This window comes from Streptomyces sp. NPDC091287, assembly GCF_044768525.1.
In the GTDB taxonomy this organism is placed as follows: Bacteria; Actinomycetota; Actinomycetes; order Streptomycetales; family Streptomycetaceae; genus Streptomyces.
Genome location: NZ_JBIVUV010000007.1, coordinates 388,342 through 412,401, shown reverse-complemented (window position 1 = coordinate 412,401; position 24,060 = coordinate 388,342). Strand labels below are relative to the sequence as shown.

At 71.7% G+C, this 24,060-nt stretch carries 19 protein-coding genes; 8 read left to right on the top strand and 11 right to left on the bottom strand.

Annotated elements, in window-relative coordinates; all coding sequences use genetic code 11:
* Positions 1-111: 111 nt before the first annotated feature.
* From ACIQRW_RS14910 to ACIQRW_RS14900, 3 genes are all read left to right on the top strand, one after another.
* The gene (locus ACIQRW_RS14910) at positions 112-834 is read left to right on the top strand and encodes a DUF2306 domain-containing protein (protein WP_403759362.1); all 723 of its coding nucleotides are present in this window, start codon (positions 112-114) and stop codon (positions 832-834) included.
* Positions 835-918: 84 nt separating this feature from the next.
* Positions 919-2,163 (top strand): cytochrome P450, encoded by a 1,245-nt coding sequence (locus ACIQRW_RS14905; protein ID WP_403759359.1) that lies wholly within the window; start codon positions 919-921, stop codon positions 2,161-2,163.
* On the top strand, positions 2,160-3,176 hold the full coding sequence (locus tag ACIQRW_RS14900) for an alcohol dehydrogenase catalytic domain-containing protein (RefSeq protein ID WP_403759356.1): 1,017 nt from the start codon (positions 2,160-2,162) through the stop codon (positions 3,174-3,176). The genes ACIQRW_RS14905 and ACIQRW_RS14900 overlap by 4 nt, the downstream gene beginning before the upstream one ends.
* Before the next feature lie 59 nt (positions 3,177-3,235).
* Here ACIQRW_RS14900 and ACIQRW_RS14895 read toward each other — a convergent pair whose 3' ends face one another.
* Positions 3,236-3,577, bottom strand: coding sequence for a YciI family protein (locus tag ACIQRW_RS14895; protein ID WP_403759353.1), 342 nt, complete (start codon positions 3,575-3,577; stop codon positions 3,236-3,238).
* 278 nt (positions 3,578-3,855) lie between these two features.
* Between ACIQRW_RS14895 and ACIQRW_RS14890 the strand changes: the two genes are divergently transcribed.
* From ACIQRW_RS14890 to ACIQRW_RS14880, 3 genes are all read left to right on the top strand, one after another.
* Positions 3,856-5,445, top strand: a complete 1,590-nt coding sequence (locus ACIQRW_RS14890) for an MFS transporter (RefSeq protein WP_403759350.1) — start codon at positions 3,856-3,858, stop codon at positions 5,443-5,445.
* Positions 5,446-5,578: 133 nt separating this feature from the next.
* Positions 5,579-6,271 (top strand): DUF899 domain-containing protein, encoded by a 693-nt coding sequence (locus ACIQRW_RS14885; protein WP_403759347.1) that lies wholly within the window; start codon positions 5,579-5,581, stop codon positions 6,269-6,271.
* 126 nt (positions 6,272-6,397) lie between these two features.
* Positions 6,398-7,741, top strand: a complete 1,344-nt coding sequence (locus tag ACIQRW_RS14880) for an activator-dependent family glycosyltransferase (protein WP_403759344.1) — start codon at positions 6,398-6,400, stop codon at positions 7,739-7,741.
* Positions 7,742-7,792: 51 nt separating this feature from the next.
* Here ACIQRW_RS14880 and ACIQRW_RS14875 read toward each other — a convergent pair whose 3' ends face one another.
* Positions 7,793-8,236, bottom strand: coding sequence for a hypothetical protein (locus ACIQRW_RS14875; protein WP_403759341.1), 444 nt, complete (start codon positions 8,234-8,236; stop codon positions 7,793-7,795).
* 37 nt (positions 8,237-8,273) lie between these two features.
* The gene (locus ACIQRW_RS14870; RefSeq protein ID WP_403759338.1) at positions 8,274-8,837 is read right to left on the bottom strand and encodes a hypothetical protein; all 564 of its coding nucleotides are present in this window, start codon (positions 8,835-8,837) and stop codon (positions 8,274-8,276) included.
* Positions 8,838-9,253: 416 nt separating this feature from the next.
* Between ACIQRW_RS14870 and ACIQRW_RS14865 the strand changes: the two genes are divergently transcribed.
* Both ACIQRW_RS14865 and ACIQRW_RS14860 read left to right on the top strand, forming a co-directional pair.
* On the top strand, positions 9,254-9,805 hold the full coding sequence (locus ACIQRW_RS14865) for a carboxymuconolactone decarboxylase family protein (protein WP_403759335.1): 552 nt from the start codon (positions 9,254-9,256) through the stop codon (positions 9,803-9,805).
* Positions 9,806-9,832: 27 nt separating this feature from the next.
* Positions 9,833-10,753, top strand: a complete 921-nt coding sequence (locus ACIQRW_RS14860; protein WP_403759332.1) for an oxidoreductase — start codon at positions 9,833-9,835, stop codon at positions 10,751-10,753.
* Positions 10,754-10,823: 70 nt separating this feature from the next.
* Here ACIQRW_RS14860 and ACIQRW_RS14855 read toward each other — a convergent pair whose 3' ends face one another.
* Genes ACIQRW_RS14855 through ACIQRW_RS14820 form a run of 8 tightly spaced genes read right to left on the bottom strand, consistent with a single transcriptional unit; the run spans position 10,824 to position 23,987 of the window.
* Positions 10,824-11,861, bottom strand: coding sequence for a carboxymuconolactone decarboxylase family protein (locus tag ACIQRW_RS14855; RefSeq protein ID WP_403759329.1), 1,038 nt, complete (start codon positions 11,859-11,861; stop codon positions 10,824-10,826).
* Between the two features lie 22 nt (positions 11,862-11,883).
* A complete protein-coding gene (locus ACIQRW_RS14850; protein WP_403759326.1) occupies positions 11,884-12,165 on the bottom strand; it encodes a hypothetical protein in 282 nt (93 codons plus the stop codon).
* A gap of 30 nt (positions 12,166-12,195) precedes the next feature.
* Positions 12,196-13,545 carry a cytochrome P450 gene (locus ACIQRW_RS14845; protein WP_403759323.1) on the bottom strand — a complete coding sequence of 450 codons (1,350 nt, stop codon included), beginning with the start codon at positions 13,543-13,545 and terminating at the stop codon, positions 12,196-12,198.
* Positions 13,542-14,090: an NADH-dependent FAD reductase SgcE6 gene (gene sgcE6 / locus ACIQRW_RS14840; protein WP_403759320.1), complete on the bottom strand. Its 549-nt coding sequence runs from the start codon at positions 14,088-14,090 to the stop codon at positions 13,542-13,544. Before sgcE6 ends, ACIQRW_RS14845 begins: the two co-directional genes overlap by 4 nt.
* Positions 14,087-19,927, bottom strand: a complete 5,841-nt coding sequence (locus ACIQRW_RS14835) for a type I polyketide synthase (protein WP_403759317.1) — start codon at positions 19,925-19,927, stop codon at positions 14,087-14,089. Before ACIQRW_RS14835 ends, sgcE6 begins: the two co-directional genes overlap by 4 nt.
* Positions 19,924-21,078 (bottom strand): enediyne biosynthesis protein, encoded by a 1,155-nt coding sequence (locus ACIQRW_RS14830; protein ID WP_403759315.1) that lies wholly within the window; start codon positions 21,076-21,078, stop codon positions 19,924-19,926. Before ACIQRW_RS14830 ends, ACIQRW_RS14835 begins: the two co-directional genes overlap by 4 nt.
* A complete protein-coding gene (locus tag ACIQRW_RS14825; protein WP_403759312.1) occupies positions 21,075-23,006 on the bottom strand; it encodes a CRTAC1 family protein in 1,932 nt (643 codons plus the stop codon). Before ACIQRW_RS14825 ends, ACIQRW_RS14830 begins: the two co-directional genes overlap by 4 nt.
* Before the next feature lie 12 nt (positions 23,007-23,018).
* On the bottom strand, positions 23,019-23,987 hold the full coding sequence (locus ACIQRW_RS14820) for a DUF1702 family protein (protein ID WP_403759309.1): 969 nt from the start codon (positions 23,985-23,987) through the stop codon (positions 23,019-23,021).
* Between the last annotated feature and the right edge of the window lie 73 nt (positions 23,988-24,060).

Sequence of the window (24,060 nt, the reverse complement as noted above, 5' to 3'; positions counted from 1 at the left end):
GATTTCGGATCGAGTCGGGCGCGGGCCGCGCAGAGCAACCTGAAAGATGCCGGGCGTCGACACGGGTGTGACGCTGGCGCCCATTGAAGCTCGCCGGACGGAAGGACCTCCATGGCTCAGCAGACCGAACCGGCCGACATCACCCTGCCCTCCCCGAACCGGAAGGAAGGGCCCGCGCGTGAGCAGGACCCGTCGCGACCGGGCAGGGCCTGGTGGCGCCGACCCTGGCCCCTTCTGCTGGCTCTGCTCGTCACGCTGTTCCTCGTCGACGAACTGACGGCCTACCTGGGCCTGGACTCGTCGGAGGCACGGATCACGCTGAACGAGGACGTGCCGCTGCACTACCCGCTGCTCGTCGCGCACATCGGCTTCGGCACCATCGCCCTGGTCACCGTGGTTCTCCAGGTCTGGCCGCAGCTGCGCCGCAACCATCCGCGGATCCACCGGGCCAGCGGCCGCCTCTACGTGTTCGCCGGAGCGCTGCCCAGTGCCGTACTGGCTCTGGCGATCATGCCGCTGATGCCCGCGTGGCAGGGCACCATCGGCGCCGCGGTCCACGCGCTCCTGTGGATCGGCACCACCACCTTGGGGTACCGCGCGGCGCGCAAGCGGCAGTACGACGACCATCGGCGCTGGATGCTGTACAGCTTCGCCCTCGCGACGGGCGTGCTGTGGGGACGGGCCATGGTCAACGTCATGACCTACGCCGAGCTGAACATCGACGTGGGCTACCTGTTCGAGGTGGCGCGCTGGCTCGGCTGGATGGTCAACCTCATGCTCGTCCAGTGGTGGCTGGACCGCAGACCGAACCGGCCCACAGCCACGCCTGTCTGACGGCCGCCCGCGCCCGAACGGGCCGGTCACGCCCGTCCGACGGCCTCGTCACCGCCCGCCTCACCGATCAGCCGACCCCTGGAGATGGTTGTGGAAAGCCGTTGCCCGGTTGTCATCGACCGCACGGGCCAGAACATCCACGCGGAAGCCGACCGCCTGCGCGAGCAGGGACCCGTCGCCCGGGTGGAACTCCCCGGCGGCGTACAGGCCTGGTCCGTCACCGGTTACGACGTAGCCCTGAGCGTCCTCGGCGACCAGCGGTTCTCCAAGGACCCGCGCAAACACTGGACCGCGTACGCCAACGGTGAGATCGGGGACGACTTCCCGCTCATCGGCTGGGTCCTCATGGACAACCTGACCACCGCGCACGGCAGCGACCACAGCCGACTGCGCAGGCTCACCGCGAAAGCGTTCACCCCGCGCCGGGTCACCGCCATGCGCTCCGCCATCGAACAGGCCTGTGCCGAACTGCTGGACGAGCTGGCCGAGAGCGGCCCCGGCGAGAAGGTCGACCTCAAAGCGCGCTTCGCGCACCCCCTTCCGGCGCGCGTCATCTGCGATCTGGTGGGCGTGGCGCCTCGGGACCGTGCCGCCATGCTGCGCGGCGGCGAAGTCAACGTCGACACCACCACCTCGCCCGAGGACGCCGCGGCCAACGTCGAACGATGGCACCAGGAGATGCACGAGTTCGTCGAGAGCAAACGCAGGACGCCCGGCGACGACCTGACGAGCGACCTCATCGCGGCCCAGGAGGAGGACGGCTCCCGGCTGAGTCCGTCCGAGCTCGTCGGCACCCTGCACCTCATGCTCGCCACCGGCACCGAACCGGTCATGAACCTCATCGCCAACGCCGTCCACCTGATGCTCACCCACCCCGAGCAGCGCGCCGAGCTCCAAGCCGGCCGGATCGGCTGGGACGACATCATCGAGGAGACGCTGCGGGCCGAAGCCCCGGTCGCCCACCTGCCGTTCCGCTTCCCCACCGAGGACGTCGAGATCGGCGGGGTCACCATCCCCCGGGGCGACCCCGTCCTGATGGCCTTCGCCGCCGCCGGACGCGACCCCGTCGTGCACGGCCCGAGCGCCGGCCGGTTCGACCCGTCCAGGGCCGACAAGGCCCACCTGGCCTTCGGCCACGGCATCTACCGCTGCATCGGTATGCCCTTGGCCCGGGAAGAGGCCAGGATCGTGCTCCCCGCGCTCTTCGCCCGCTTCCCCGACCTCGATCTGGCCGTGGCCCCCGAGGACATCGAGCCGCAGGGCAGCTTCATCATGAACGGGCTGCGCACTCTCCCCGTACGGCTGAGGCCCGAGGGGGCGGGCCGATGAGGGCCGCAGTCGTCCCCGCGGTCAACGCCCGCTGGGAGATCCAGGAGGTTCCGACGCCCCGGCCGGGCCCCGGCGAGGTGCTCGTCAAGGTGCACGCCTGCGGACTGTGCCACAACGACCTCTGGACCGCTCAGGGCGTCTTCCCCTTCCCGTCGTGCGAGCCTGCGATCACGGGACACGAGGCGGCGGGGGAGGTCGTCGAACTGGGGCCGGGCACCACCACCCGCAACGTGGGCGACCGGGTCGGCACCACCTGGGTCCAGGCCACCTGCGGCCAGTGCGCCTACTGCCGCCGCAACCTGCCGCTGACCGGCCAGTCCGCCATGTCCTGCGCGGCGCCGGTGATGACCGGCCTGACCGTACAGGGCGGTCACGCCGAGTACCTCTGCGTAGCCGCCGCGAGCACCGTGCTGCTTCCCGACGGGATCGACTACGCGACGGCCGCGCCCGTCCTCTGCGCGGGCTACACCGCCTGGAGCGCCCTGCGGGTGAGCGAACCGCAGCCGCACGAGCGGATCGCCGTCCTCGGCATCGGGGGCCTCGGGCACCTGGCCGTGCAGTACTCCCGGGCCTGCGGGTACGAGACCGTCGCCATCACCCGCTCCGCCGACAAGCACGAGGTCTCCGCGAGACTCGGGGCCGACCTCGTGGTCCGTGACGGGGAGGAGCTGCGCGAGGCCGGCGGCGCCGACGTCGTCCTGGTGACCGGCACGTCCTACGAGGCGGCGACGGACGCGCTCCAGGGCCTGCGGGTCGGCGGCCGGATCGTGCTCGCCACCATCGACCCGACGGGTTCGTTCACCATCGATCCCGCCACCCCGTTCTGGGCGCGGGGCCAGCGCGTGCTGGGCGCCACCCACCACGGGCTGCGCTATCTGACCGAGGCGCTCGACCTGGTCGCGGAGGGCGCGGTGACCCCGATGACCGAGGTCTTCCCGATGGAAGCGGTCGCGGACGCCGTCGACAAGGTGGAGAAGGGCGAGGTCCGCTTCCGTGCCGTCGTGACCTACTGACCCGCGTCAGGGCGGGGCGGTGCGACGTGCCCGAAGGGCCGCCCCGCCCGGGCGGGCCCTCAGCCGAGCGGCCGGACCTCGACACCGGACAACCGGGCGTCAGGGATACGGGCGGCGATCTCCAACGCCCGTTCCACGTTCACGCAGTCGACGATGTCGTAGCCCGCCATGTGCTCCTTGACCTCGGCGAAGGGACCGTCGGTGGTGAGCGCGGCACCGTCGCGCACCCGAACGGTCCTGCTCTGCGAGGGCGCGGCCAGAACCGAGCCGCCGACCCACTCACCGGACTCGACGAGCTCCTCGATCAGAGCCGCGTGCTCGGGCCCGAGCGCCGCACGCTCCTCGTCGGACAACGCCTCCCACACCGCGGGGTTGCTGTAGATCAGGAGCATGTACTTCATGGCGCGTTCTCTCCTCGTACTCGAAGCCCGGACGGACCGGGCGCGCCGGTCGTCCGCCAGGGGGCCGGCCCGCACGCGCGGACGCTCCGCACCGCGAGATGCTACACGCGGGCCGTCGGCGAGGGTGTTCGCCGCATGCGTGGGTGGCCTGCCGCCGGGCCCGGAAAACGAGGCCGATCAATCGCCGCGAGATGTGTAGAGATCCGCGGGTCCGCTCCGACTCATGGACGAGGGCGCACGCACAGCGGCCGCCGGCCGCTCGACCACGGAGGACACACATGGATACGCGGACCCCAACCGGAACACCGCCACGGGCGGGTCGGCGGGAGTGGATCGGGCTGGCCGTGCTGGCACTGCCCACCCTGCTGCTGGCCCTCGACCTCAGCGTGCTGTACCTGGCGCTGCCGAGCATCGGCGCCGACCTCGGGGCCAGCAGTACCCAGCTGCTGTGGATCACCGACGTGTACGGGTTCATGACCGCCGGGTTCCTGGTCACCATGGGCACCCTGGGGGACCGGATCGGCCGCCGCAAGCTGCTGCTCTACGGCGCCGCGGCGTTCGGCGTGGCCTCGGCGGTGGCCGCCTTCTCCACCAGCCCCGGCATGCTGATCGGCGCCCGGGCAGCCATGGGCATCGCGGGCGCGACGCTGATGCCCTCGACGCTGGCGCTGATCAGCAACATGTTCCGCGACCCGAAGCAGCGGGGCATGGCCATCGGCGTCTGGATGAGCTGCTTCATGGGCGGAGCCGCCGCAGGTCCCGTGATCGGAGGCGCACTGCTGGAGCGCTTCTGGTGGGGCTCGGTACTCCTGGTCGGCGTGCCGGTGATGGTGCTGCTGCTGGTGGCAGCGCCGCTGATGCTGCCGGAGTACCGCGGTGGCGGCGGCCGACTCGACCTGGTCAGCGTCGCCGTCTCCCTGGCCGCGCTGCTGCCCGTGATCTACGGCATGAAGGAACTGGCGCGGGGCGGCCCGTGGTTCGTCCCCGGACTGTTCATCGTGGTCGGCGTGGCTTTCGGCGTGCTCTTCGTACGGCGGCAGCGACGGCTGGAAAGCCCTCTGCTCGACGTACGGCTCTTCGGCAACCTGGCCTTCAGCTCGTCGCTGGTCACCCTGATGTTCGGAGTCGCCACCCAGGGCGGGATCATGCTCCTGGTCACGCAGTACCTCCAGAGCGTGGAAGGGCTGTCGCCGCTGCGGGCGGGGCTGTGGCTGGTCCCCTCCTCCCTGGCGATGGTGGCCGGCAGCCTGCTGGCCCCGTCCCTCGCACAGCGGAGCAGCCCTCGGCTCGTCATCGCGGGCGGGATGACTCTCGCCTCGGCCGGCTTCCTCGTCCTCGCCCTGCTCGACATCTCGGACGGACTCGGCATGCTGGTGGCCGGGATCGTACCGGTCTTCCTGGGCGTCGGACTCATGGGCGCCGTCTGCCAGGATCTGATCGTCGGCACGGTCCGGCCCGAGAAGGCGGGATCGGCGGCGTCCCTCTCGCAGACCAGCGGCGACTTCGGCATCGCGTTCGGCGTCGCGACGCTGGGCAGTGTCGGCGCCGCCGTGTACGGCAGCCGGATGTCCGGCCTCGACTTGTCAGAGGTGCCCGCCGGGGCCCGGGAGGCATCCCGCGAGACCATCGGGGACGCTTTGGCGGCCGCCGCGCGACTGGACGGTTCCGCCGCCACCGGCCTGATCGCCGACGCTCGCGAGGCCTTCACCGCCGGACTCAACGTCGCCGCCGCGGCTAGCGCCGTCCTTGTCGCCGCGCTCGCCGTCCTCGCGTACACCGCGCTGCGCCCGTCGGCCCAGTCGGCCTCGTCGGAGCAGGTCGCCTCCGAGGGAGAGGCCATGGCCACGGAGCGGTCGGTCGCCGACTGAGGCCGAGGCGGGCGCGAGGACCCGTCCGGCCGCGTTCCGGGCAGCCGGCGGCGGCACGGCACCGTTCCCGGGCTCTCGTTCCCGCTCCCGGCCGTCGCCCCGCGCCCGTGGTACATCGAGAAAGGAACACATCATGACGGAAGCACCCGAGCGACAGTCTCTTCCCCGCGTCGTCTCGCGGCAGGAGTGGCTCGCCGCGCGCCGCGAGTTCCTCGTCAAGGAGAAGGAGTTCACCCGCGCCCGGGACGCGCTGAACGCCCAGCGCCGCGAACTCCCCATGGTGGCGGTGGAGAAGGACTACGTCTTCGAAGGTCCGGACGGCGACGTGGGGCTCCTCGACATGTTCGAGGGCCGTCGCCAGCTCATCGTCCATCACGTCATGTTCGATCCGTCGTGGGACGAGGGCTGTTCGAGCTGCCGTTTCCAGATCCGAGACCTGGGGCATCTGCCGCACCTGCACGAGCGCGGTACCAGCCTGGCGCTGATCTCGCGCGCACCGTACGCCAAGATCCAGCGCTACAAGGAGCGGATGGGGTGGAGCGTTCCCTACTTCTCCTCGTACGGAAGCCACTTCAACTACGACTTCCACGCGACCCTCGACGAGTCGAAGCAGCCGTTGCTGATCAACTTCCGGACCAAGGAGGAACACGAGAAGGCGGTCGGCCCCTGGGACGTGTGGGGCCACGAACTCCCCGCGGTCAGCGTCTTCCTGCGTGAGGGCGACTCCGTCTACCACACCTACTCGTCGTTCTCCCGCGGGCTGGACATCCTGCTCTTCACCCTCAACTACCTCGACCTCACGCCCCTGGGCAGGGACGGCGGCTGAGGCCCACCGGGGCGCCGGGGAAGGCAATCCGGAAGAAGCGAGGGCGTGGATTCCGGCGGTAGCCTCCGTCCGTTGTACGCGGAGCACAGCGGAGCACAGGGAACACAGGGGAACAGGAGGCAGTCCGTGCGCATTCTCTTCGTCGCCGCGCCCTTCAGGTCGCATCTGTACGTGCAGACACCGTTGGCGTGGGCCCTGCGAACGGCCGGACACGACGTGCGCATCGCGGCATCCCCCGATCTGGCGGACGACATCGCCCACTCCGGTCTCACCGGGGTGACGATCGGCCCGCCGGTCAACCTGAGCGCGCACATGGCGGCCTCCGCGCCCGCCCCGGACGAGGCCCCGGCGGCCCCCGCCCCACCGGAGGCGGCCACGGCAGCCGGTCCCGTGCCGCCGCGTGCGAAGTCGCACCAGAGCCAGTACCCCCTGGGCGACCCGGTCGCCGAGATGGCGTCGAACGTCCGGGGATGGCGCGGCATGTTCAACCCTGACGAGGCCTTCCACGACCTCGTACGCTTCGCCCGGCTGTGGCGGCCCGACCTGATCGTCTCGGACACATTCACCTTCACCGGTTCGGTCGCCGCCCGCGTCACCGGCGCTGCCCACGCCCGCATCCTGTTCGGCGCCGACGGCCTCGGACAGCTGCGGAAGGCGTGCCACGAGTTCTGGGCTCACTCCCGCGACGACCCCGCCGCACCTCCCGCTCCCGCCGATCCCCTGCGGGAGTGGCTGGAGCCGATCCTGCGCGGCTACGGGCAGGAGTTCGACGAGAACGCCGTGCTCGGCCAGTGGACCCTCTTCCCCATGCCGCCGTGGATCCACCGGCCGGCCGACGTCTCCTACGTCCCCCTGCGCCACGTGCCGTTCAACGGCCCCTCCACCACTCCGCACTGGGCCTATGAACCCCCCACCCGGCGGCGCGTCTGCATCACCCTCGGCCTCGCCCACCGGGAGGGCGGCTTCGGCCACTCGGCCTCCACCCGTGACCTGCTCGACGCGGTGGCCGACCTCGACATCGAGGTGGTCGCGACCTTCACCCAGGACCAACTGGAGCCGGGACAAAGCATTCCGGACAACGTCCGGGTAGCCGACTTCGTCCCGCTCAACGTGCTGTTGCCGACCTGCTCGGCCCTGGTCCACAGCGGGGGAGCCGGGGCTTTCGCTGCCGCCCTGGAGCACGGCGTGCCGCAGCTCATCGTGCCCACCATGTACTGGAGCGAGAAGTGGTGGGGCCCGGTCGCCATGGCCAACGGGGTGGAGGAGCGGGGCGCCGGCGTCTACGTCGCCGACGCCGACCAGCTCACCGCCAAGGAGCTGCGCCTCCACCTCGTACGGGTGCTCGATGAACCGGAGTTCACCGAGAACGCGGCCAGGCTGCGGACGGAGATGATCGCCATGCCGAGCCCCAACGACATCGTCCCGGTACTGGAGAAACTCACCGCGCAGCACTGGGGCACACCCCGCTGAGCCCCCGGCGCGATCGGTCCCACCGGCGAAGGCCGGCAAGACCCCGCCCGGTCAGCGCCGGGACAGGGCCGTTGCCGGACTCCCTTCCCGGGCGGGGTCCGGAGGAGGCATCAGGTGCCGACGGGCCACGGCCACGAGCAGGACGTAGGCGAGCACCGCCAGGAGGACCGTGACGATCCACGCACGCGATCCGCTCGGGTCGTAGACCCGCCCCGCGTTGCCCACATCCACGGCAGGGGCTGTCTGTCCGGCCTCGAAGGTGTCCCGGCCGCTGCCGTACAGCTTGACGCTCCCGATCTCCACGGTGCCGTCGTCGGACCGGAACGTTCCCGACCACTCGCAGGTGCTGTGCCCGGAGTGCCCCACGCACACCAGACGGGCCGCGGTGAAGGTGCCCCGCGGCCCGTCCGCCGTGGCAGCCCTGGCCGCGTTGCCGAGGTTCGGCACCGTCAGCCAGAACAGCAGGACTCCGGCCAGGAGGAGGAGCAGGGACACGAACCCGGAGGGCCTCCTCCCGCTCACGGCCACGCGGTCAGCCCTTCGGAGCGCAGGAGCACCGTGCGGCGGCGTTGTCCGGCCGGTTCGCACGGGTGTGGAGGTACATCGCGACCACCATGGGGACGGTGACCAGGGTGTTGTAGAAGAGGTGCAGTTCCACCCGGGGGATGAGGAGCTGGATCAGGCTCGTCGGAGCGGCCTTGCCCAGCAGGTTGGCGCCCGCGAGTACCTGGAGCAGAAGCAGCAGGTGCTCCAGGTGGTGCCACACCTGGATGCCGAGCGATACGTTCCACCAGGTGCTGGAGCGCCCGGTGAATCCCGAGCGCAGCAGGAACAGGCCGGCCATCATCACGAGGGCGTAGCCGTAGTGCATCCATTCGGAGGTGACGAGCCAGGGGAACGGCATTCCGAGTACGCCGCGTGCTTCGGGGATGGGCCAGCCCATGACGTAGATCTGGTAGGCCTGCACCAGGTGTTCCGCCCAGTGGGCGACGACGATGAACACGAACAAACGCAGGCCGAGTTGGTGGTGGCGGCTGTTGAGGGAGTCGAGACCGTCCCGCAGCGTGCGCGGTGGCGCTCCCGTGCTGATGGCCATGTCTGAACCTCCGAGGTCGGGAAACTGTGGCTCATGACATCAGGCTCATGCGCGCGAGGGCTTCTTCCGCAGTGCTCTTCTTCTGCCGTGCTCTCCTCGATGGACGCGGCGCGGACCCCCGCGCCCGCGCCGAGCGCCCCGGCAGGCCGCCCGCGGGGCTCACGGCGCCGGTCGGCCCGGCCATCGCCGAACGGATGCCGCTGCTCAGCGACTTGGACGCGCGGAAACCCACCCTCCCCGCCCCCGCGCCGGGCCGGGTTCCGGTCACGGTGCCGTCGGGGCGGAGAGGTCCTGCGGACGGTTGCCACCGGCGGGCCCGTTCACTAGCTTCCTGACATCACGAGGCCCGGCGGCCCGCAGTCGCTCCGCACCTCGCCGGCCGCTCTTCCCCCTCTCGATCCACCGGAGGAACAGCCATGCCCCACATCGCACTGGACAACGACCTCCCCGGCATCACCGGCCTGATGGCCCACCGTCCCGACACCGCCGGGCCGCTGGGCGACCTCGCGAACGCGCTGCTGCGAGCGCCGTCCTCGCTCGGCCCGGGAGAGCGGGAGCTGATCGCGGCGTACGTCTCGCGGCTCAACGACACCGAGTTCTGCGCCTCCTCGCACGGGGCGTTCGCCGCCGCGCAGTTGGCGGGAGGCCAGGAGCTGGTCCGGGCCGTCCTGGCCGACCCCGGGACCGCACCGGTCAGCGGTCGGCTGCGGGCGCTGCTGAGTGTGGCGGCCGAGGTCCAGAGCTCCGCGCGCCCGGTCTCCGACCAGGCGATCGCGGCGGCCCGCGCCCAGGGCGCGGACGACACGGACCTGCACGACACCGTGCTGATCGCCGCGGCCTTCTGCATGTACAACCGTTACGTCAGCGGCCTCGCCACCGAGCAGCCCAAGGACGAGGCGTACTACGAGCACTCCGCCCGGCGGATCGTGGCCGACGGCTACCGGGGCGGGATCGTCCGCGGCGAGTGACCCGACCACCCCAGGAAGGGGCGTTTCATGAGCATCCGGCGCAGGTGGGGCACGGCCGATGTTCCGGACCGGACGGGGACCGTCGCAGTGGTCACCGGCGCGAGTTCCGGTATCGGACTGCACCTGGCGGAGGAACTCGCCCGGCGGGGCGCCCACGTGGTGCTCGCCGTGCGCGACCCGGAGCGCGGGGCCGCCGCGGCGGCCCGGGTCCGGGCCGGCGTGCCGGCGGCCACCCTGACGGTCCAGGAGCTGGACCTGGCGAACCTCGCCTCGGTGCGGGCCGGGGCGGAGGAACTGCGCGCCCGGTTCTCGCGTATCGACCTGCTGGTCAACAACGCGGGTGTGATGTGGACCGGCCGGGCCCGCACCAAGGACGGACACGAACTCCAGTTCGCCACGAACCACCTCGGTCACTTCGCCCTCACCGGTCTGCTCCTGGACACCCTGCGGGCCGCACCCGGCGCACGGGTGGTGACGATCAGCAGCTACCTCCACAGGCTGGGGCGCATAGATTTCCGCGACCTGGACGCCGAACACCGCTACAGCCGGTACCGGGCCTACAACCAGTCCAAACTGGCGAACTTGATGTTCGCGCTCGAACTCCACCGCAGACTGGCGGAGTCGGGCTCGGGCCTGGTCTCGCTCGCCGCTCACCCGGGGCTGGCCGCGACCGGTCTGGGCCGGGACTTCCCGGCCCCCGTGCGCAGGTTCGGCTCGGTGTTCGCTCCGCTGTTCCTCCAGCCCGCGGCCATGGGGATGCTGCCCGGGCTCCGTGCCGCCACCGACCCCGGGGCGCGGGGCGGTGAGTTCTACGGGCCGCTCGGCGTGACCGAGACACGGGGCGCGCCCGGACTCGTCCGTCCGGGCAGGGCGGCCCGTGACCCGGAGGTCCGGCGCCGTCTGTGGGACGAGTCCGAGCGCCTCACCGGAGTGCACCCCCTCTTCTGATCCCGCCCGCCCTCGTCCGCGCGGTGCCCTGCCTGCTGATCCCGTGCCCGGTCTGCGCCCGGGCCCCGTCTCACGCCGGCCGGGCGGGGCCGGACGGGGAGAGCCTGCCGCCGATCCGTACCGCGGTGCTCAGCGCGGCCCAGGACGTCAGCTCGACGAGCTCGCGGTCGGTGGGGAACCGCTTTCTGAACGCCGCGACGTCCTCCGGGAGGGTCTGGTACGGCGCGAAGGCGGTCAGCAGGGCGAGCCGGGCGGCGGGCACGTCCTCGGCCGGCAGCGTCGATGCGGCCTCGTCGAGCCAGCCCCGGCCGAGTCCCGGAGCGGACCCGTCCCACCGGTCCAGGCGTGAGCGCAGCCTCTCCCGTACCGGTTTTGGTACCCAGCGCGCCCCCTGGTCCACTGCGGCGAAGGCCCGCCCGAAGGCCTCGGCCACGCCAGGACTGCCCAGGGCCCACTCCAGGCCCGGGGGCAGGGGGGCCGGGGGCAGGAGATCCAGCGAGGCGCCCGGCGCCGGCGAGCCCGGCATGACCGGGCGCATGGCCAGGGCGGTGGTCCGCATGATCGGGCCGCGCAGGGGCGCCGGTGTCAGGGCGGGCATGGGGGAGTCGGCCAGGAAGACGCTCACCATGCGGTTGATGTAGTGGAACGTCACCACGACGCCGCAGAGTTCCGGCAGCTGTGCCTCCGTGCACGGGGGTGGGACGTTCCCGGCCGGGTCTCCCGGGGGGTGCCGTCCGGCCGCCGCGGCCCATTCGGCGATCCGGGAGACCGTCCTGTCCGGCGGCAGCGTCTTGAGAACCGCCTGGTGCACATGGACGCAGTAGGGGCAGTCGTTGGCGCGTGAGACCTCGGTGGCGACGGTCTCCTTCACCGCGCGGCTCACCCGGCCGTCGACCAGCAGGACCTCACGCAGCATCAGCCACGTCGCGGCCAGCGACGCGGCGGCCGGCGAGTGGAGGGCCACCGGCGGCGCGAGCACTCCGAAGTCCCGCTCCGTCGCCCGGTACACCTGGGCCACCAGGCCCCGGGCGCGGTGCGGGGCGATCACGTCCACGTACCGCACCTGCCGGAGCGAACCCCGCAGTACGGCCCGTACGAGCGGTCTCATCGCCACTCCTCCCTCTCCCGTCTCATGGAGCCTCCCCGCGTCGCGTCCCCGGCAGCTCTTCGGCCGCCCGCGGCGGGCGCACCGGCTCGTCGGCCGGGCCCGGGTCCCCCGGTGCGATGTCGTCGGGGCCGAACCCCATCTGCTCCATCAGCAGCCGGACCAGCGAGGTGGCCGACTCCTGCGCGGTGGACGCGTTGTACGCGGCGGGCGGGGCCGCCGCCGTGCCGGGGTCCGGGCCCGTCGGCGGCCCCACGGTGGGTGCCGCCCCGTCCGGGGTCCGGGACGCGTGGTCGGTGTCGCTCATGGGCTGCCTCCTCACAGGGGCGGGCGTCCATCAGCCCGCCGCGCTGACCGTCATCGGCAGTCCGCCCCGCATCCGCAGCGACAGCATCGGCTCGGGGACCGCCCGGTGCCCGGGGACGGTGCGCAGGTCGAGGTCGCGGGTGATCAGCGCGGTCACGAAGACCGCCTCCATCATGCCGAGGTTGCTGCCGACGCAGAAGCGAGGCCCCGCGCCGAAGGGGATGTAGGCGTACCGCGGGCGGCTGGCCACCGCCTGAGGGTCGAAGCGCTCCGGGTCGAAGCGCTCGGGGTCCTCCCAGAGGCGTGGGTTGCGGTGCATGATGTATGGGCATATCAGGACGTCGGCCTTGGCCGACACCGTGTATCCGCCGACCTCGTCCTTCCGCTGGGCCACCCGGGGCAGGACCCACACCGGCGGGTAGAGCCGCATGGCCTCCTGGACGACCTTGGTCGTCCAGGTCAGCCGGTGCAGGTCGCCGACGTCCGGGAGACGTTCGCCCAGGACGCTCCTGGCCTCCTCGCGGACGGCGGCGCGGGCCCCGGGATGACGCTCCAGCAGGTGCAGCGTCCAGCCGAGCGTACTGGCCGTCGTCTCGTGCCCCGCGAGGAGCAGGGTGACCAGCTCCTCCCGGAGCTTTCCGCGGACCTGCCCCGGCGGCCTGTTGCCCCGCCCGGCGGCCTCGATGATGCGGGACAGGGCGTCGTCGCCGGGCTCGCCGTCGGCCATCCGCGCGCTGCGGTCGGCCACCAGCAGGTCCGCCACCCTGTACAGCTCGCGGCGGGCCCGGCGGAAGCGGGCCTGCGGAGGCAGCGGGAGCCAACCGGGCACCATGCCCTGGGAGACCATCTCCAGCATCGCCTGGTCCTGCACCTCCTCGAAGGAGGGCGCGAGGGTGTCCTGCGAGGAGAGGTCGGAGTCGAGCAGCGTGCGGCCGAGGACACCGAGGGTGAGTCCGGTGACCTCCTGGAGGACATCGACCGGGCCGCCCCCCTCGTGGGCACGCAGGAGGGCGACCAGCTTGGCGCCCTCCTCCGCGACCGCCTCCGCCTGCCGGTTGATGCGCCCCGGTTTGAACGCGGGCTGCACCGTCTGGCGCTGGGCCCGCCACACCTCACCGTCGCTGGTCAGCAGGCCGTCGCCCAGGACCCGGCGGGACTGCACGAGGCCGATGCCCTTGTGGTAGTTGTCGCTGTTGTCGGCCAGGACGTGCTTGGCGTAGTCGGGCCGGTTGAAGACGTACAGCTTCTTGGGCCCCATGGAGACCCGTACGGCGTCTCCCAGGGCGGCCGCGTCCTTCATCATCCCCAGGCGGTCCACCGCCAACTTCCTCAGCAGCCCCGGCAGGGCGCTGACCGGCGGGCCCGGCGGGTCGATCCTCATGCCACGTGGCCTTCGCGATGCTCGGGCGCGAACCGCCGGAAGCGCCCGCCGGAGAACAGCAGGGCCTCACGGAACGGCCAGCGCACCGCCGAGACCACCTCGCCGACGAAGATCGTGTGGTCACCGCCCTCGTACAGCATCTTCTTCTCGCACTCCAGATGTGCCACGGCGCCGGCGATCAGCGGTGCGCCGGACTTCCGTCCGGGCTGCCAGCCGACGGCGTCGAACTGGCCGGCTCCCACGGGGCGCGAGTGGTCGGCGAAGTGGCGTGCGACGGCCTCCTGGCCGATGTCGAGCACCGACACCGAGAACGTCTGCGAACGGTCGAGGTTGCCGTGCATCACCGCGTCCTTGCCGACGCAGACGAGCACCAGGGGCGGGGTGAGGGAGACGGAGGTGAACGAGCTGGCCGTCATGCCCCTGGGGGAGTCCCCGCCGACGGTCACCACGGTGACCCCGGTGGGGAACGCGCCGAACACGCCCCGCAGTTGCTTGCGGTCCTCCAGGTCGACGAGCTCCATGGAAGAAACGGTGGTCGGGTTCATGTCTGCCTCCCTGTCGGCGGCCGGGGCCCGGCCGCGGAGGATGCCGACGCCGGTGCCGGCGCATCGGGGATCGGTGCGAGAAAGGCGACGACCGCCGGCTCCAGGACGTCACGCAGCGTCGTGACGAACGTGGCGATCCGCAGACCGCCCGAGGCGAGGACCACCCAGTTGTCCCGGTCCGGCGGAGTCAGGGTGAGCGGCGCCCCGGCCATCAGCCCGGCCTTCCTGAGACATTCGACGGCGCCCCACACGCGAGTCGCCGCGGTGTCCGGGGCCTCGCCCGTCTGTTCGGCGACCTGAGCGGCCAGCCCGGCGTGTTCACCGAGCAGCCCCGCCCAGGTGTCGGCGTCGCGGACGCAGACCGCCTCGATGTCGCAGGCCACGGTCCGTGCGGCGGCGACCCCGAGAGTCACGCCCAGGCCGTGGGCCGCCGAGATCTGCCGGCCGTCGGCGAGTTCGGGGCGTCCGTCGGGCCGGTAGCGGACCTCGGCGCTCTCGCCCAGCGCCCGCTGAACGGCCCGTGCGGTGGCCGCGCGACGCTCGCCGGCGGACTCCCCGGCACGGGGCAGGTCCGGTTCGACGGCGATGTCGAGGTGGGTGCCGAGCACCTCCTCCACCGCCCGCTCCAGGTAGGAGCCGAGCAGCGGGGCGACCCACGGCCCGGAGCCGTCCGTCTTGCGCACGGCGTGGAGGGTGAGCCCCTCCCACCGCTCGACGACCGTGCCGTCGGCGGTGCGTACCGCGATGTCGTACACATAGGTGTCGCCGTCCCGGTGGCGCTCGGTGGCGCAGTAGCGCACCTCCGCCGGCAGGCCGGTGCCGGCGGACATGGGGTAGAGCCGCTCGATACCGGACGGCAACAGGGTCGCGTCGGGGACGCACACCTGGTTGCCGTGCATCAGGGCGTCCCGCATCCCCGGGTCGGCCAGCAGCAGGGTGTCCGGCAGGAAGCCGGCGAACCAGCCGGACGGCGCGGCGATCGCCACATCGGCGTCGACGTGCCGGGCGGCGGCCCGGTGGAAGCGGCGCAGCCGCTGGAACCGCTCGCCCTGGAAGAGGACACCGCCGTACAGGTCGGCCGCCGGGTCCAGCGGGGCGGCCGGCACCTCCGGGCCCACCTGGGCCGGTGGCCCGTCCGGGACCGCGGCCCCGGAGTAGACCAGCCTGGCCCGGAAGTGCTCGGCGACGAACCCGGTGTCCTGCGCGTGCACGGCCACGTCCACCGTGTCGGTGTCGGTGACGGTCGCGGCGATCCGGATGCGGGTGGTCCCCGCGGGCGGCACCACGATGGGCCGCAGGAACCGCGCCCCCTCGATGACCGGTACGTCGTCGCGTCCGGTGAGCGCGGACGCCACCTGCACCATGGCCTCCATGCCGATCACGGCGGGCATCAGCAGATTGCCGTCCAGGAGATGGTCGGCGAGGTAGAGGTCGGTCCCCGCGTTCAGTTCGGCCTCGGTGACGAGTTCGACGCCGTGATAGCGCACCAGCGGGGTCCCGGTGAACCGCAGCAGCGGCATCGGCGGGAGGTCGCGGCGTACCGTTCTGATGCCTTCGGTCCGTCCGCTGATCACCGTCACCACGGGGGCGTCCGGGTCGGAGATCAGCCGCAGCAGGATCTCGACGCCCTGGTCGGGCGAGACCGGGACGATGCCCTCACGGGACAGCGACTCGACGACGGAGAGCTTCTCGCCCATGCCGATCCCGGACCACACGGACCACTCCATGCACAGGGCCCGGCAGCCCGGATGGTCGCGGGCAACCTGCTCGGTCCGGTCGGCCAGCCACTCGTTGGCGGTGGCGTAGTGCGCCTCGCCGCGCAGCCCGGACCGGCCGATGATGCTGCCGAAGGTGACGAGGAGTTTCAGGTTCTCCTCGCCGACGGCGTCCAGGACGACGTTCAGACCGTCGACCTTGGGGGCAAACGTGGCGTGGAAGTCGTCCATACCGAGACCGGTGAGGGGGGCGGGCTCGTTGCGGCCCGCCCCGTGGAGTACGGCGCGGACGGGCCCGAGAGCCTCGGTGAGTTCGGCGATGGCCGCCGCGACGCGGGCCGGGTCGGTGACGTCGGCGCTGGTGTAGCGCACCGTGGCCCCGCTGTCCGCCATCCGCCGCAGGTTCGCGGCGAGGTCCTCGTCCAGGGCGGGATCCGACCGGCCCAGGACGGCCAGCTTGACGCCGGTCCGCCGTGCCACGGCCAGCGCGCACTCGGCGGTGATGCCCTTGCCGCCGCCGGTGACGAGCAGGACGTCGGAGTCCTCCAGGACCTGTTCGGTGCGCTCGGCGCGGATCGGCAGGGCGCGCAGTACCGGGACGCGGCGGGTGCCGTCCGCGGTGAGATGGACCTCGCTGAAGCGGGCGGTCGCGGCGACCTCGGCGGCCACCCGGCCCGCGGCGCCGTCGCAGACCGGGGTGTGGACGACGGTCGTCCGCAGGTGGGACGCCTCCAGGTGGAGGGTCTTGGCCAGTCCGGCCGCCCCCCGGCCGTGCTGCACCAGGACGAAACGGCGCTCGCGGTCGCCGGCGAGGGCGGCCTTGGCCCCCTTCAACGCGTGCTCGATCTGCTCCCGGGAGCAGTCGGGCGGCAGGCAGACCAGCACCCCGGAGCCCACCGCGGCCTTCTCCAGGGCGCTGCGCACGTCCTGGGCGAAGGGGTGGTCCTGGGCGGTGAACAGCTCCCAGGACCCGTTGCCGTCGCCCGACACGGGTGCGGGCAACGGGACCTCGTCGAGATCGACGGCGAAGGGGCGAGCCCATGCGGCGGCGCCCGCCACGACGGGTGCCGGGGCGTCGCCGTCGCCCGTCTCGGCGAGCGTGGTGAGCGCCTCGGCCAGTTCGGCCATCGTGGCGGTGGCGAAGTTGGTCGGTACGTGAGCGGCGGTGAGGCCGAGCTGGACGGCGGCCTGGTTGACGATCTGGCCGACCGTGATCGAGCTCATGTGCAGGTCGTCCAGGAGGTTGCTGCCGTCGTCGACCAGTTCGGGCGGCAGCTCAGTCCGTTCGGCGACCAGGGCGCGCAGCACGTCGAGCGCCGACTCCCCGGCCGAGCCGCCGGCCCCCGCGGCGACGCCGTCGCCGGAGCCCTCCGCCCGGCGGGCGCGCGTGGCGGGCAGAGCGACGTCGGGCGCCTGTTCGCAGGGGTTGGCCAGGAAGCTGAACTCGGCGCCGACCTCCAGCGGCCGGGTCAGCCGGTCGTTGAAGAGCCGTTCGTGGATGAGCGGGGCGCCCAGGACATAGGCGGCACCGACGACCTGGAGCAGTCCGCGCAGGGACTCGTCGTCCGTGTTGAGGGCGAGCGCCGGTACGTCGGCGGTGGCCGCCGCCATGCCGGTGAGCACCCGGCCGGGGCCGACCTCGACGAACAGGTCGACGTCGGGGGCGGCCGACCGGACCGCCTGGGTGAACAGCACCGGGTCGGTGATCTGCTGCCGCAGCAGCTTGGACAGGTCGGTATCGCTCTCCAGCTCTCCGCCGGTGACGGTGGAGACGACCCGGCGGCCCACCTCGTCCAGACGCACTCCGGCGAGCCAGTCGCCGAAGCTGTCGGCGGCCGGAGCGACGAGGGGCGAGTGGAACGCGTGCGAGACCGCGAGGCCGGTGCAGGAGACACCGGCTCGCTCGGCCCGTTCGGTGACCGTGGCGATGGCCTCGACGGTTCCGGCGACGACGGTCTGCCGGGGACCGTTGTAACCGGAGACGACGACCGGCAGATCCACGATGAGCTCCCCGACCTCCTCGGGTGCGGCGGCCAGCGAGGCCATGGTGCCCGAGGCGCTGTGCTCGGCCATGGCCGCTCCCCGGACCCGGGCGGCCTCCAGCAGGGCGGTGGAGTCCAGGGCGCCCGCCCAGTGCAGGGCGGAGAGTTCGCCGAGGCTGTGGCCGACGGCGACGTCGGCCTCGATGCCGAGCGCGTCCAGCACGCGCAGCCCGGCGGTGGAGCCGGTGACGATGCGGGGCTGGGCCACGTCGGTGGCGACCATGTCGCCCGTGGTGGGCAGTTGGGCGCGCCGGTACACGTCGGCGGCCTCGGTGAAGCGGCGGGCGAGTGCACCGCCGCCGGTCGAGGTGCCCGAGCCCTGACCCGGGAAGAGGAACCCGATGCGGGCGGCGTCCTTCGCCCGGCCGATGACGGCACGGCCGTCGGGGGAGAGCGTGATGCCCCCGTCCGTGTCCGGCGCCTCCGCCAGCCGTCGCAGCCGTAGTTCGGCGTCCTCCGGCGAGGTGACGACGACGGCCGCCCGGTGGGGGAGTTCGCGCAGTTCGCGCTGGAGGGTGGCGGCCAGGTCGGCGAGCTGGGCGTAGGAGACCGTGACGGCGAAGTCGGCGACCTGGGTGAGGCGTTCCCTGAGCGCCTGCGGTGACGCGGCGTCCAGGAGCAGCAGTTCGGCGTCCTGGAGCGAGTTGGCCAGGGTGGTGGAGCGTCGGCTGAGGGCCCGGCGTCCCGCGGGGAGGGCCTTGTCGAGGACGACGTGGGTGTTGATCCCGCCGAACCCCATGGCCGTGATCCCGGCGCGCAGGGGTGTCCCGCTCGGCCAGGCCTCGGCCCGGCGCAGTACCCGCAGGTTGGCCGACTCGTCGGTGAGCAGCTCGTGCGGGTCGACGCAGCCGATGGCGGGCGGCAGCATCGCGGCGTCCAGGGCCATCGTCGCCTTGATCAGCCCGGCGATTCCGGCGGCGGCCTTGGTGTGGCCGATCATGCCCTTGACGGAGCTGATGACGGCACTGGGAGCGCTCGGGTCGGCCTGGGCACGGGCGCCCATGATGGCCCTGAGCTCGGTCGCGTCGCCGACGGCGGTGCCGGTGCCGTGGCCCTCGAAGAGCGGGACGGTGTCGATGCCGAAACCGGCCCGTTCGTAGGCGCGGGCCAGGGCGAGCTGGTAGCCGCTGACTTCGGGGCGGGTGATGCCGCCCTGCCCGTCGGAGGAGACGCCCCAGCCGGCGATCGAGGCGTAGACACGGTGTCCGGCGGCGAGGGCGTCCTCCTCGCGCATGAGGACGACCATGCCGCAGCCCTCGCCCGGCCAGAAGCCGTTGGAGCCGCGGTCGTAGAGCCGCATCTCCGTCCTGGCGAGCGCTCCGGTCTTGGCGAAACCGATGATCTCGAAGGGGTCGATGGACAGGTCGACGCCTCCGGCGACGGCGACGTCGAGGTCTCCGTTCAGCAGGGAGGCGGAGGCGGTGGTGACCGACAGGAGCGAGGACGAGCACGCGCCGTCGACGGTGTATCCGCCGCCGTTCAGGTCGAAGTGGTTGCAGATCCGGCCGGCGATGGTGTTGGACAGGCCGCCCGCGAGGGTGTCCTCGTCGATGGCGGGGAACGGCTGCTTGTAGGAGTCCTCCACCCCCGCCAGGAACTCACCGAGGCGTTCGTCGCCCCAGTCCTGCCCCTTGAGGGCGTCGGCGAGCACCCGGCGTACGTACGGCCAGCGCAGCCGCATCACGTTGGCGCGGGCGAACTCACCGGTCAGGGTGTTGCCGACGACGACGCCGGTGCGCTCCCTGGGGAGTCCCTCGCCGGCGGGAAATCCCGCGTCGGCCAGCGCCCGGGTCGCGGTGTCGAGGGCGAGCCAGTGCGTGAGGTCGGTGGAACGGTAGGTGCCGCCCGCGATGCGGTGGGCGACGCGGTCGAACTCCCACCCCTCCAGCACGGCGGCGTTGCGGGCGTAGAACCTGTCGGGGACCGTGGGGTCCGGGTCGTAGTAGTCGTCCAGGCGCATGCGCACGTCGGGCAGCCGGCGGAAGGCCCGCCGCCCGGCGACCGCGTTCTCCCAGAGTTCGTGCGGGGTGGTGGCGTCGGGGTAGCTGCACGACACACCGACGATCGCGATACGGCTCATACGGGCACCGCCATCTCTTTCCGCTGCTGTGCCGCCGCCCGCATGGACGCGCACTTGCCGTGGAGGCAGGTACCGTCCCGGCACGGGTCACCGGTGCGGGCGGCCGCGACCGTGGCCGCGTGAGCCGGCTCGGGGGCGGGAGTGGTCGTGGGAGGGGGAGCGGAGGCGGCGGCGGTCTGCTCCGCGGGCTGCGCCTGGGTCCGTGGTGCCGCCGGTGCCCGCTGTACCGGTTCGGCCCCGGCGGGAGCCTGCTTGGCCTTGAAGTGAAGGCCCCACAGGTAGCCGCCGCGGATCAGGCAGACCAGGGCGGTGGCGAAGAAGATGCCGTACGCGATGCCGAGCGCCGTCAGCACCCCGTACATCGCGGCGACGCCGCCGCCGAAGGCGATCTGGGAGGAGCGCTTGGAGGGGGAGGTGCCGGGGTCGGTGACCATGTAGTTCGTGAAGAGGACGAAGGCCACTCCGGTCATCATGCCGAGCGCCGCCGGGATGGAGGTCCCCATCACCAGGCCGCGGATGACCGCCTGGAGGACGAACCCGATCAGCCAGGCGCCGATCAGCCACATGCGGTCCGTCAGCTTCGCGTTCAGCATGGTGCCCAGGACCAGGATGATCGCCGGGAGGACCCAGTCGGCGGGGCCGTACAGGTACTCGGTGAAGTGGTAGGGCGGGGCGATGCTGGCCCAGGGGAAGAGCAGCAGGATGATCGCGATGCCGAAGTTCGACGGGTTCATGTAGTGCCGCATGCGGCCCTTGAGCGGGGCGCGGAGCACCCACTTGGTGCCGACGGCCACGACGACGCCGAAGACCATGACCCAGACGCGGTCGTTGACGTAGGTCAGCATGTTCACGGCGAGGCCGGTGATGTGCGCGGGGAAGAGGAACTCGACCATGCCCTTGAAGCCGCCGCCCGCGTAGCGGGGGGCCCGCTTCTCGCCGCGGGCGCTGACGGCCTCCAGCGCGATCTCCACCGTGTAGGCGGTGAGGACCGCGATGAACGGCCACAGCCAGGGCTGTTCGAAGCCGAGGAAGGTGTACCCGGCGATGTTGAGGACCGAGATCGAGATCGCGAACCGACGCAGGGCGGTGACGACCTTCACGTCGTGCCGCGGCGCGGCGGCCGCGCGCGTCTTGGTTTCGGGCACGGTCACTTCTCCTTCACGTCGGAGCCGAGTTCCAGCGCGTGCCGGCCGGGGGTCAGCTGGAGATCCTTGTTGCGCACCTGCCCGGTGCGGTCACGCCAGGTCAGGCGGGTCTGCATCGGCCCATCGGCCTCCTGGCCGAGGCCGATGTGCACGTCCTGGCTGCGCTTGCCGGAGTGGCCGCTGCCGCCGTCGACCCGGCCCAGACGGGTGCTGCCGTCGGAGAGGGTCACGGTGACCTGGGCGCCGACCACGGGCGAGCCGGCCTCGTCGGTGAGGCTGAGGTTGAGGTGGCCGCCGGTCTCCTTGCTCATGTTGCAGTAGAAGACGGGGTCCTCCCACTGGCGTGCCACGACCATGTCGAGGCGTCCGTCGCCGTCGGCGTCGCCCGTGGCGATGCCCCGGCTGGGCACCGGTACGGCCAGACCGAGCTGCTTGGACAGGTCGCTGTAGGCCTCGCCGTCCTTCTCCTGGACGAAGAAGCGCAGGTGCTGGTCGCCGGCGAGGTCGTCACCCTCCTCCACGCGGGGCCAGAAGCGGGGGTGCTTGACCAGCGCGTCGTTGGCGGTGGCGAGCTCCTGGAGCTGGGCCCAGCGGTTGCGCTTGCCCTTGACGAAGCCGACGGCCTGGGTGATCTCCTGGATTCCGTCGTTGTCGAAGTCGCCCATCTTCACGTCCCAGCCCCATCCGGACCAGGCGAGGTTGAGCGGTGCGCTCTCGTCCTTGTAGGGGGCGACGCCGTCGCGGAGCTTGGCGCGCAGGTCGGCCTTGTCACGGGCCGTGCCGATGAAGGCGAAGTTGGACTCCTGGATGCCGAAGGAGGTGGTGATGTTGGAGACGAAGGCGTCGTAGAGGCCGTCGTTGTCCAGATCGCCGAAGTCGACGCCCATGCCCTTGAAGGAGCTGCGGCCGATCTCCTTGGACTTCGGAGTGGTCGCGGTGTGCTTGGCCTTGACCTCGCTGAACTTGAACGCGCCGGGGGTCGACCTGTTGTAGAGGAGGGCCGACGTCCCGAAGTCGTGTGCGAGGTACATCTCGGGGCGCTGGTCCCCGTCCAGGTCGGTGGCCGAGACCGCCAGGGTCCAGCCCTGGTCGATGCCCTTCGGCAGGACGTCCTCGACCTGTTCGTAGCCGGAGGGCGTCCAGCGGAAGAAGTGACCGCCGCCGCCGTTCTGGGCGTGGGACAGCGAGTCGTTCATCGTCACACCGCCGTGCACGGTGTCGTCCAGGACGGGGCTGTCGGGGAAGTAGTTCCCGATGTAGATGTCGTTGTGCCCGTCACCGTCGAAGTCGGCGACCGTCGCGGCGTTGGAGTTCCACAGCGGTCCGTCGTACTTCCCGCCGCTGCCGTTGCCGGGGACGAGCTCGACGGGCTCGAAGCACTTCGGGTCCATGGTCGTGGTGTCCTTGCCGGGCTCCTTCTTCGCCTGGAAGATCACCGGGGTACGGCCCCAGTAGTACACGAGCAGGTCCATCGCGCCGTCCTCGTTGTAGTCACCGGGGACGCAGCCGATCGGAGCCATGATGTCGCTCTGGGGCAGCGGAGACATATCGAGGGTGAACGGCGCGTACGAGGCGCTCTCGCGGCCGGGCGCCGGTGCGGGGGTGACCACCGCCTGGTCGATCTGCGGGTCGGTGACGCACAGGTCGTTGGGCAGGCCGTCGCCGTCGATGTCGTTCATGGCGACGCCCGCGCCGACCGAGGAGATCCACGCCTCGATGTGCTTGTAGGCCTTGTTCACCTTGCGGACACTCTGTTTCTTGTATCCGCCCGGCATGGCTATCGCCATCGGCTCGAAGGTGAACTTCTCCGCCAGCTCCGCTTTGTCGGCAGCACTCGACTCGTACGGCTTCACCACATAAAAGGTGCTGACCATGAGAGCGAGTGCGATGACTCCGGGCGCCTGCTTCCGCAGCCAGGAAATCGGGTGTGTCATGCCAGCGCCTTTCTACGCGTGCGGAACGGAAGTGATCTCTGCGGCGATGTGCTGCCGCCAGATTTCGAAAGCCGGGATTTCGCCGCCGTCACAGCCCGCGGGCGCCGCGTCGGTGCACACCCGGGCCGCCTCCCCGGGTGTCCGGCCGCCGCACAGGACGCGGGCGGCGAGATGGGTGTGGGTGATCGTCGTGCCCGCCCGTTCGCGGGCCTCGCAGGCGAACGCGGAGCCCTGCGCCAGGTTCGGCAGGTGCTCGCCCGCGTGTTTGGCGAAGCGCCGCAGTTCGTCCTCGTCGGCGCTGCCCGCGTAGGTACAGGCGAGTCCGGCGCCGGCGTACATGTCGCCGTGGCGGTGGGCGGGGTAGGCCTCGATGAGTTCGGCGACGACGTCGGGGTCGGTACCGCCGACGAACCACAGGGCGCGGCCGATGCCCTGGTCGATCACACGGGCACTGTAGGCGTCCGGCCCGCCCTTCCAGGTGAAGGGGTGTTCCCGGCCGGGGTCGCGGACATAGGCGTCGGTCCTGAAGTACGCCTGGTGGAAGCCGTACCCGTCCAGGAGCAGCCAGCGCAGCACCGGGTCGGTACCGCTCACGTCGGGCCACATGAACCTCGGTAGCCTGGCCATCGCCCAGCCGACGCCGACGTAGATCATGTAGTTGTGCTGCCGGCCCCTGCCCTCCAGGATGCCGGTCAGCCGCTTGTCGCCGCCCGTCAGCGAGTCGAGCATGACGGCGCCCATGCCGGCACCCTCGTACGCGAACCCGCGGAAGGCCCGGGGAACCGTCTCCAGCCAGTCGGTCGCCTGTTCCGCGGTGCGCGCCTCGACCGCGTAGGCGTACCCCTGGAGGAAGCTCGTCCCGACCGTTTCCAACTGGTGTTTCGCCGCCGCGTTCTTGACGTGAAACCCGCGCTTTTCCAGTTTCGTTTCCCGAACATTGGGCGTGAGGACTCGGCGCCTCATCGCACGCAAGATGGACATTAAAGGCCGCCCCTCTATCCTTTGCCGGAATTTCCCGTTCGTTGGACGAAGATATTTGATACGGCTACCCGTG

Excerpts from the sequence above, each read along its gene's own strand:
- ACIQRW_RS14910 (WP_403759362.1), top strand. The coding sequence starts at position 112 with ATGGCTCAGCAGACCGAACCGGCCGACATCACCCTGCCCTCCCCGAAC.
- ACIQRW_RS14905 (WP_403759359.1), top strand. The coding sequence starts at position 919 with ATGGTTGTGGAAAGCCGTTGCCCGGTTGTCATCGACCGCACGGGCCAG.
- ACIQRW_RS14900 (WP_403759356.1), top strand. The coding sequence starts at position 2,160 with ATGAGGGCCGCAGTCGTCCCCGCGGTCAACGCCCGCTGGGAGATCCAG.
- ACIQRW_RS14895 (WP_403759353.1), bottom strand. The coding sequence starts at position 3,577 with ATGAAGTACATGCTCCTGATCTACAGCAACCCCGCGGTGTGGGAGGCG.
- ACIQRW_RS14890 (WP_403759350.1), top strand. The coding sequence starts at position 3,856 with ATGGATACGCGGACCCCAACCGGAACACCGCCACGGGCGGGTCGGCGG.
- ACIQRW_RS14885 (WP_403759347.1), top strand. The coding sequence starts at position 5,579 with ATGACGGAAGCACCCGAGCGACAGTCTCTTCCCCGCGTCGTCTCGCGG.
- ACIQRW_RS14870 (WP_403759338.1), bottom strand. The coding sequence starts at position 8,837 with ATGGCCATCAGCACGGGAGCGCCACCGCGCACGCTGCGGGACGGTCTC.
- ACIQRW_RS14865 (WP_403759335.1), top strand. The coding sequence starts at position 9,254 with ATGCCCCACATCGCACTGGACAACGACCTCCCCGGCATCACCGGCCTG.
- ACIQRW_RS14860 (WP_403759332.1), top strand. The coding sequence starts at position 9,833 with ATGAGCATCCGGCGCAGGTGGGGCACGGCCGATGTTCCGGACCGGACG.
- ACIQRW_RS14855 (WP_403759329.1), bottom strand. The coding sequence starts at position 11,861 with ATGAGACCGCTCGTACGGGCCGTACTGCGGGGTTCGCTCCGGCAGGTG.
- ACIQRW_RS14850 (WP_403759326.1), bottom strand. The coding sequence starts at position 12,165 with ATGAGCGACACCGACCACGCGTCCCGGACCCCGGACGGGGCGGCACCC.
- ACIQRW_RS14845 (WP_403759323.1), bottom strand. The coding sequence starts at position 13,545 with ATGAGGATCGACCCGCCGGGCCCGCCGGTCAGCGCCCTGCCGGGGCTG.
- sgcE6 (WP_403759320.1), bottom strand. The coding sequence starts at position 14,090 with ATGAACCCGACCACCGTTTCTTCCATGGAGCTCGTCGACCTGGAGGAC.
- ACIQRW_RS14835 (WP_403759317.1), bottom strand. The coding sequence starts at position 19,927 with ATGAGCCGTATCGCGATCGTCGGTGTGTCGTGCAGCTACCCCGACGCC.
- ACIQRW_RS14825 (WP_403759312.1), bottom strand. The coding sequence starts at position 23,006 with ATGACACACCCGATTTCCTGGCTGCGGAAGCAGGCGCCCGGAGTCATC.
- ACIQRW_RS14820 (WP_403759309.1), bottom strand. The coding sequence starts at position 23,987 with ATGTCCATCTTGCGTGCGATGAGGCGCCGAGTCCTCACGCCCAATGTT.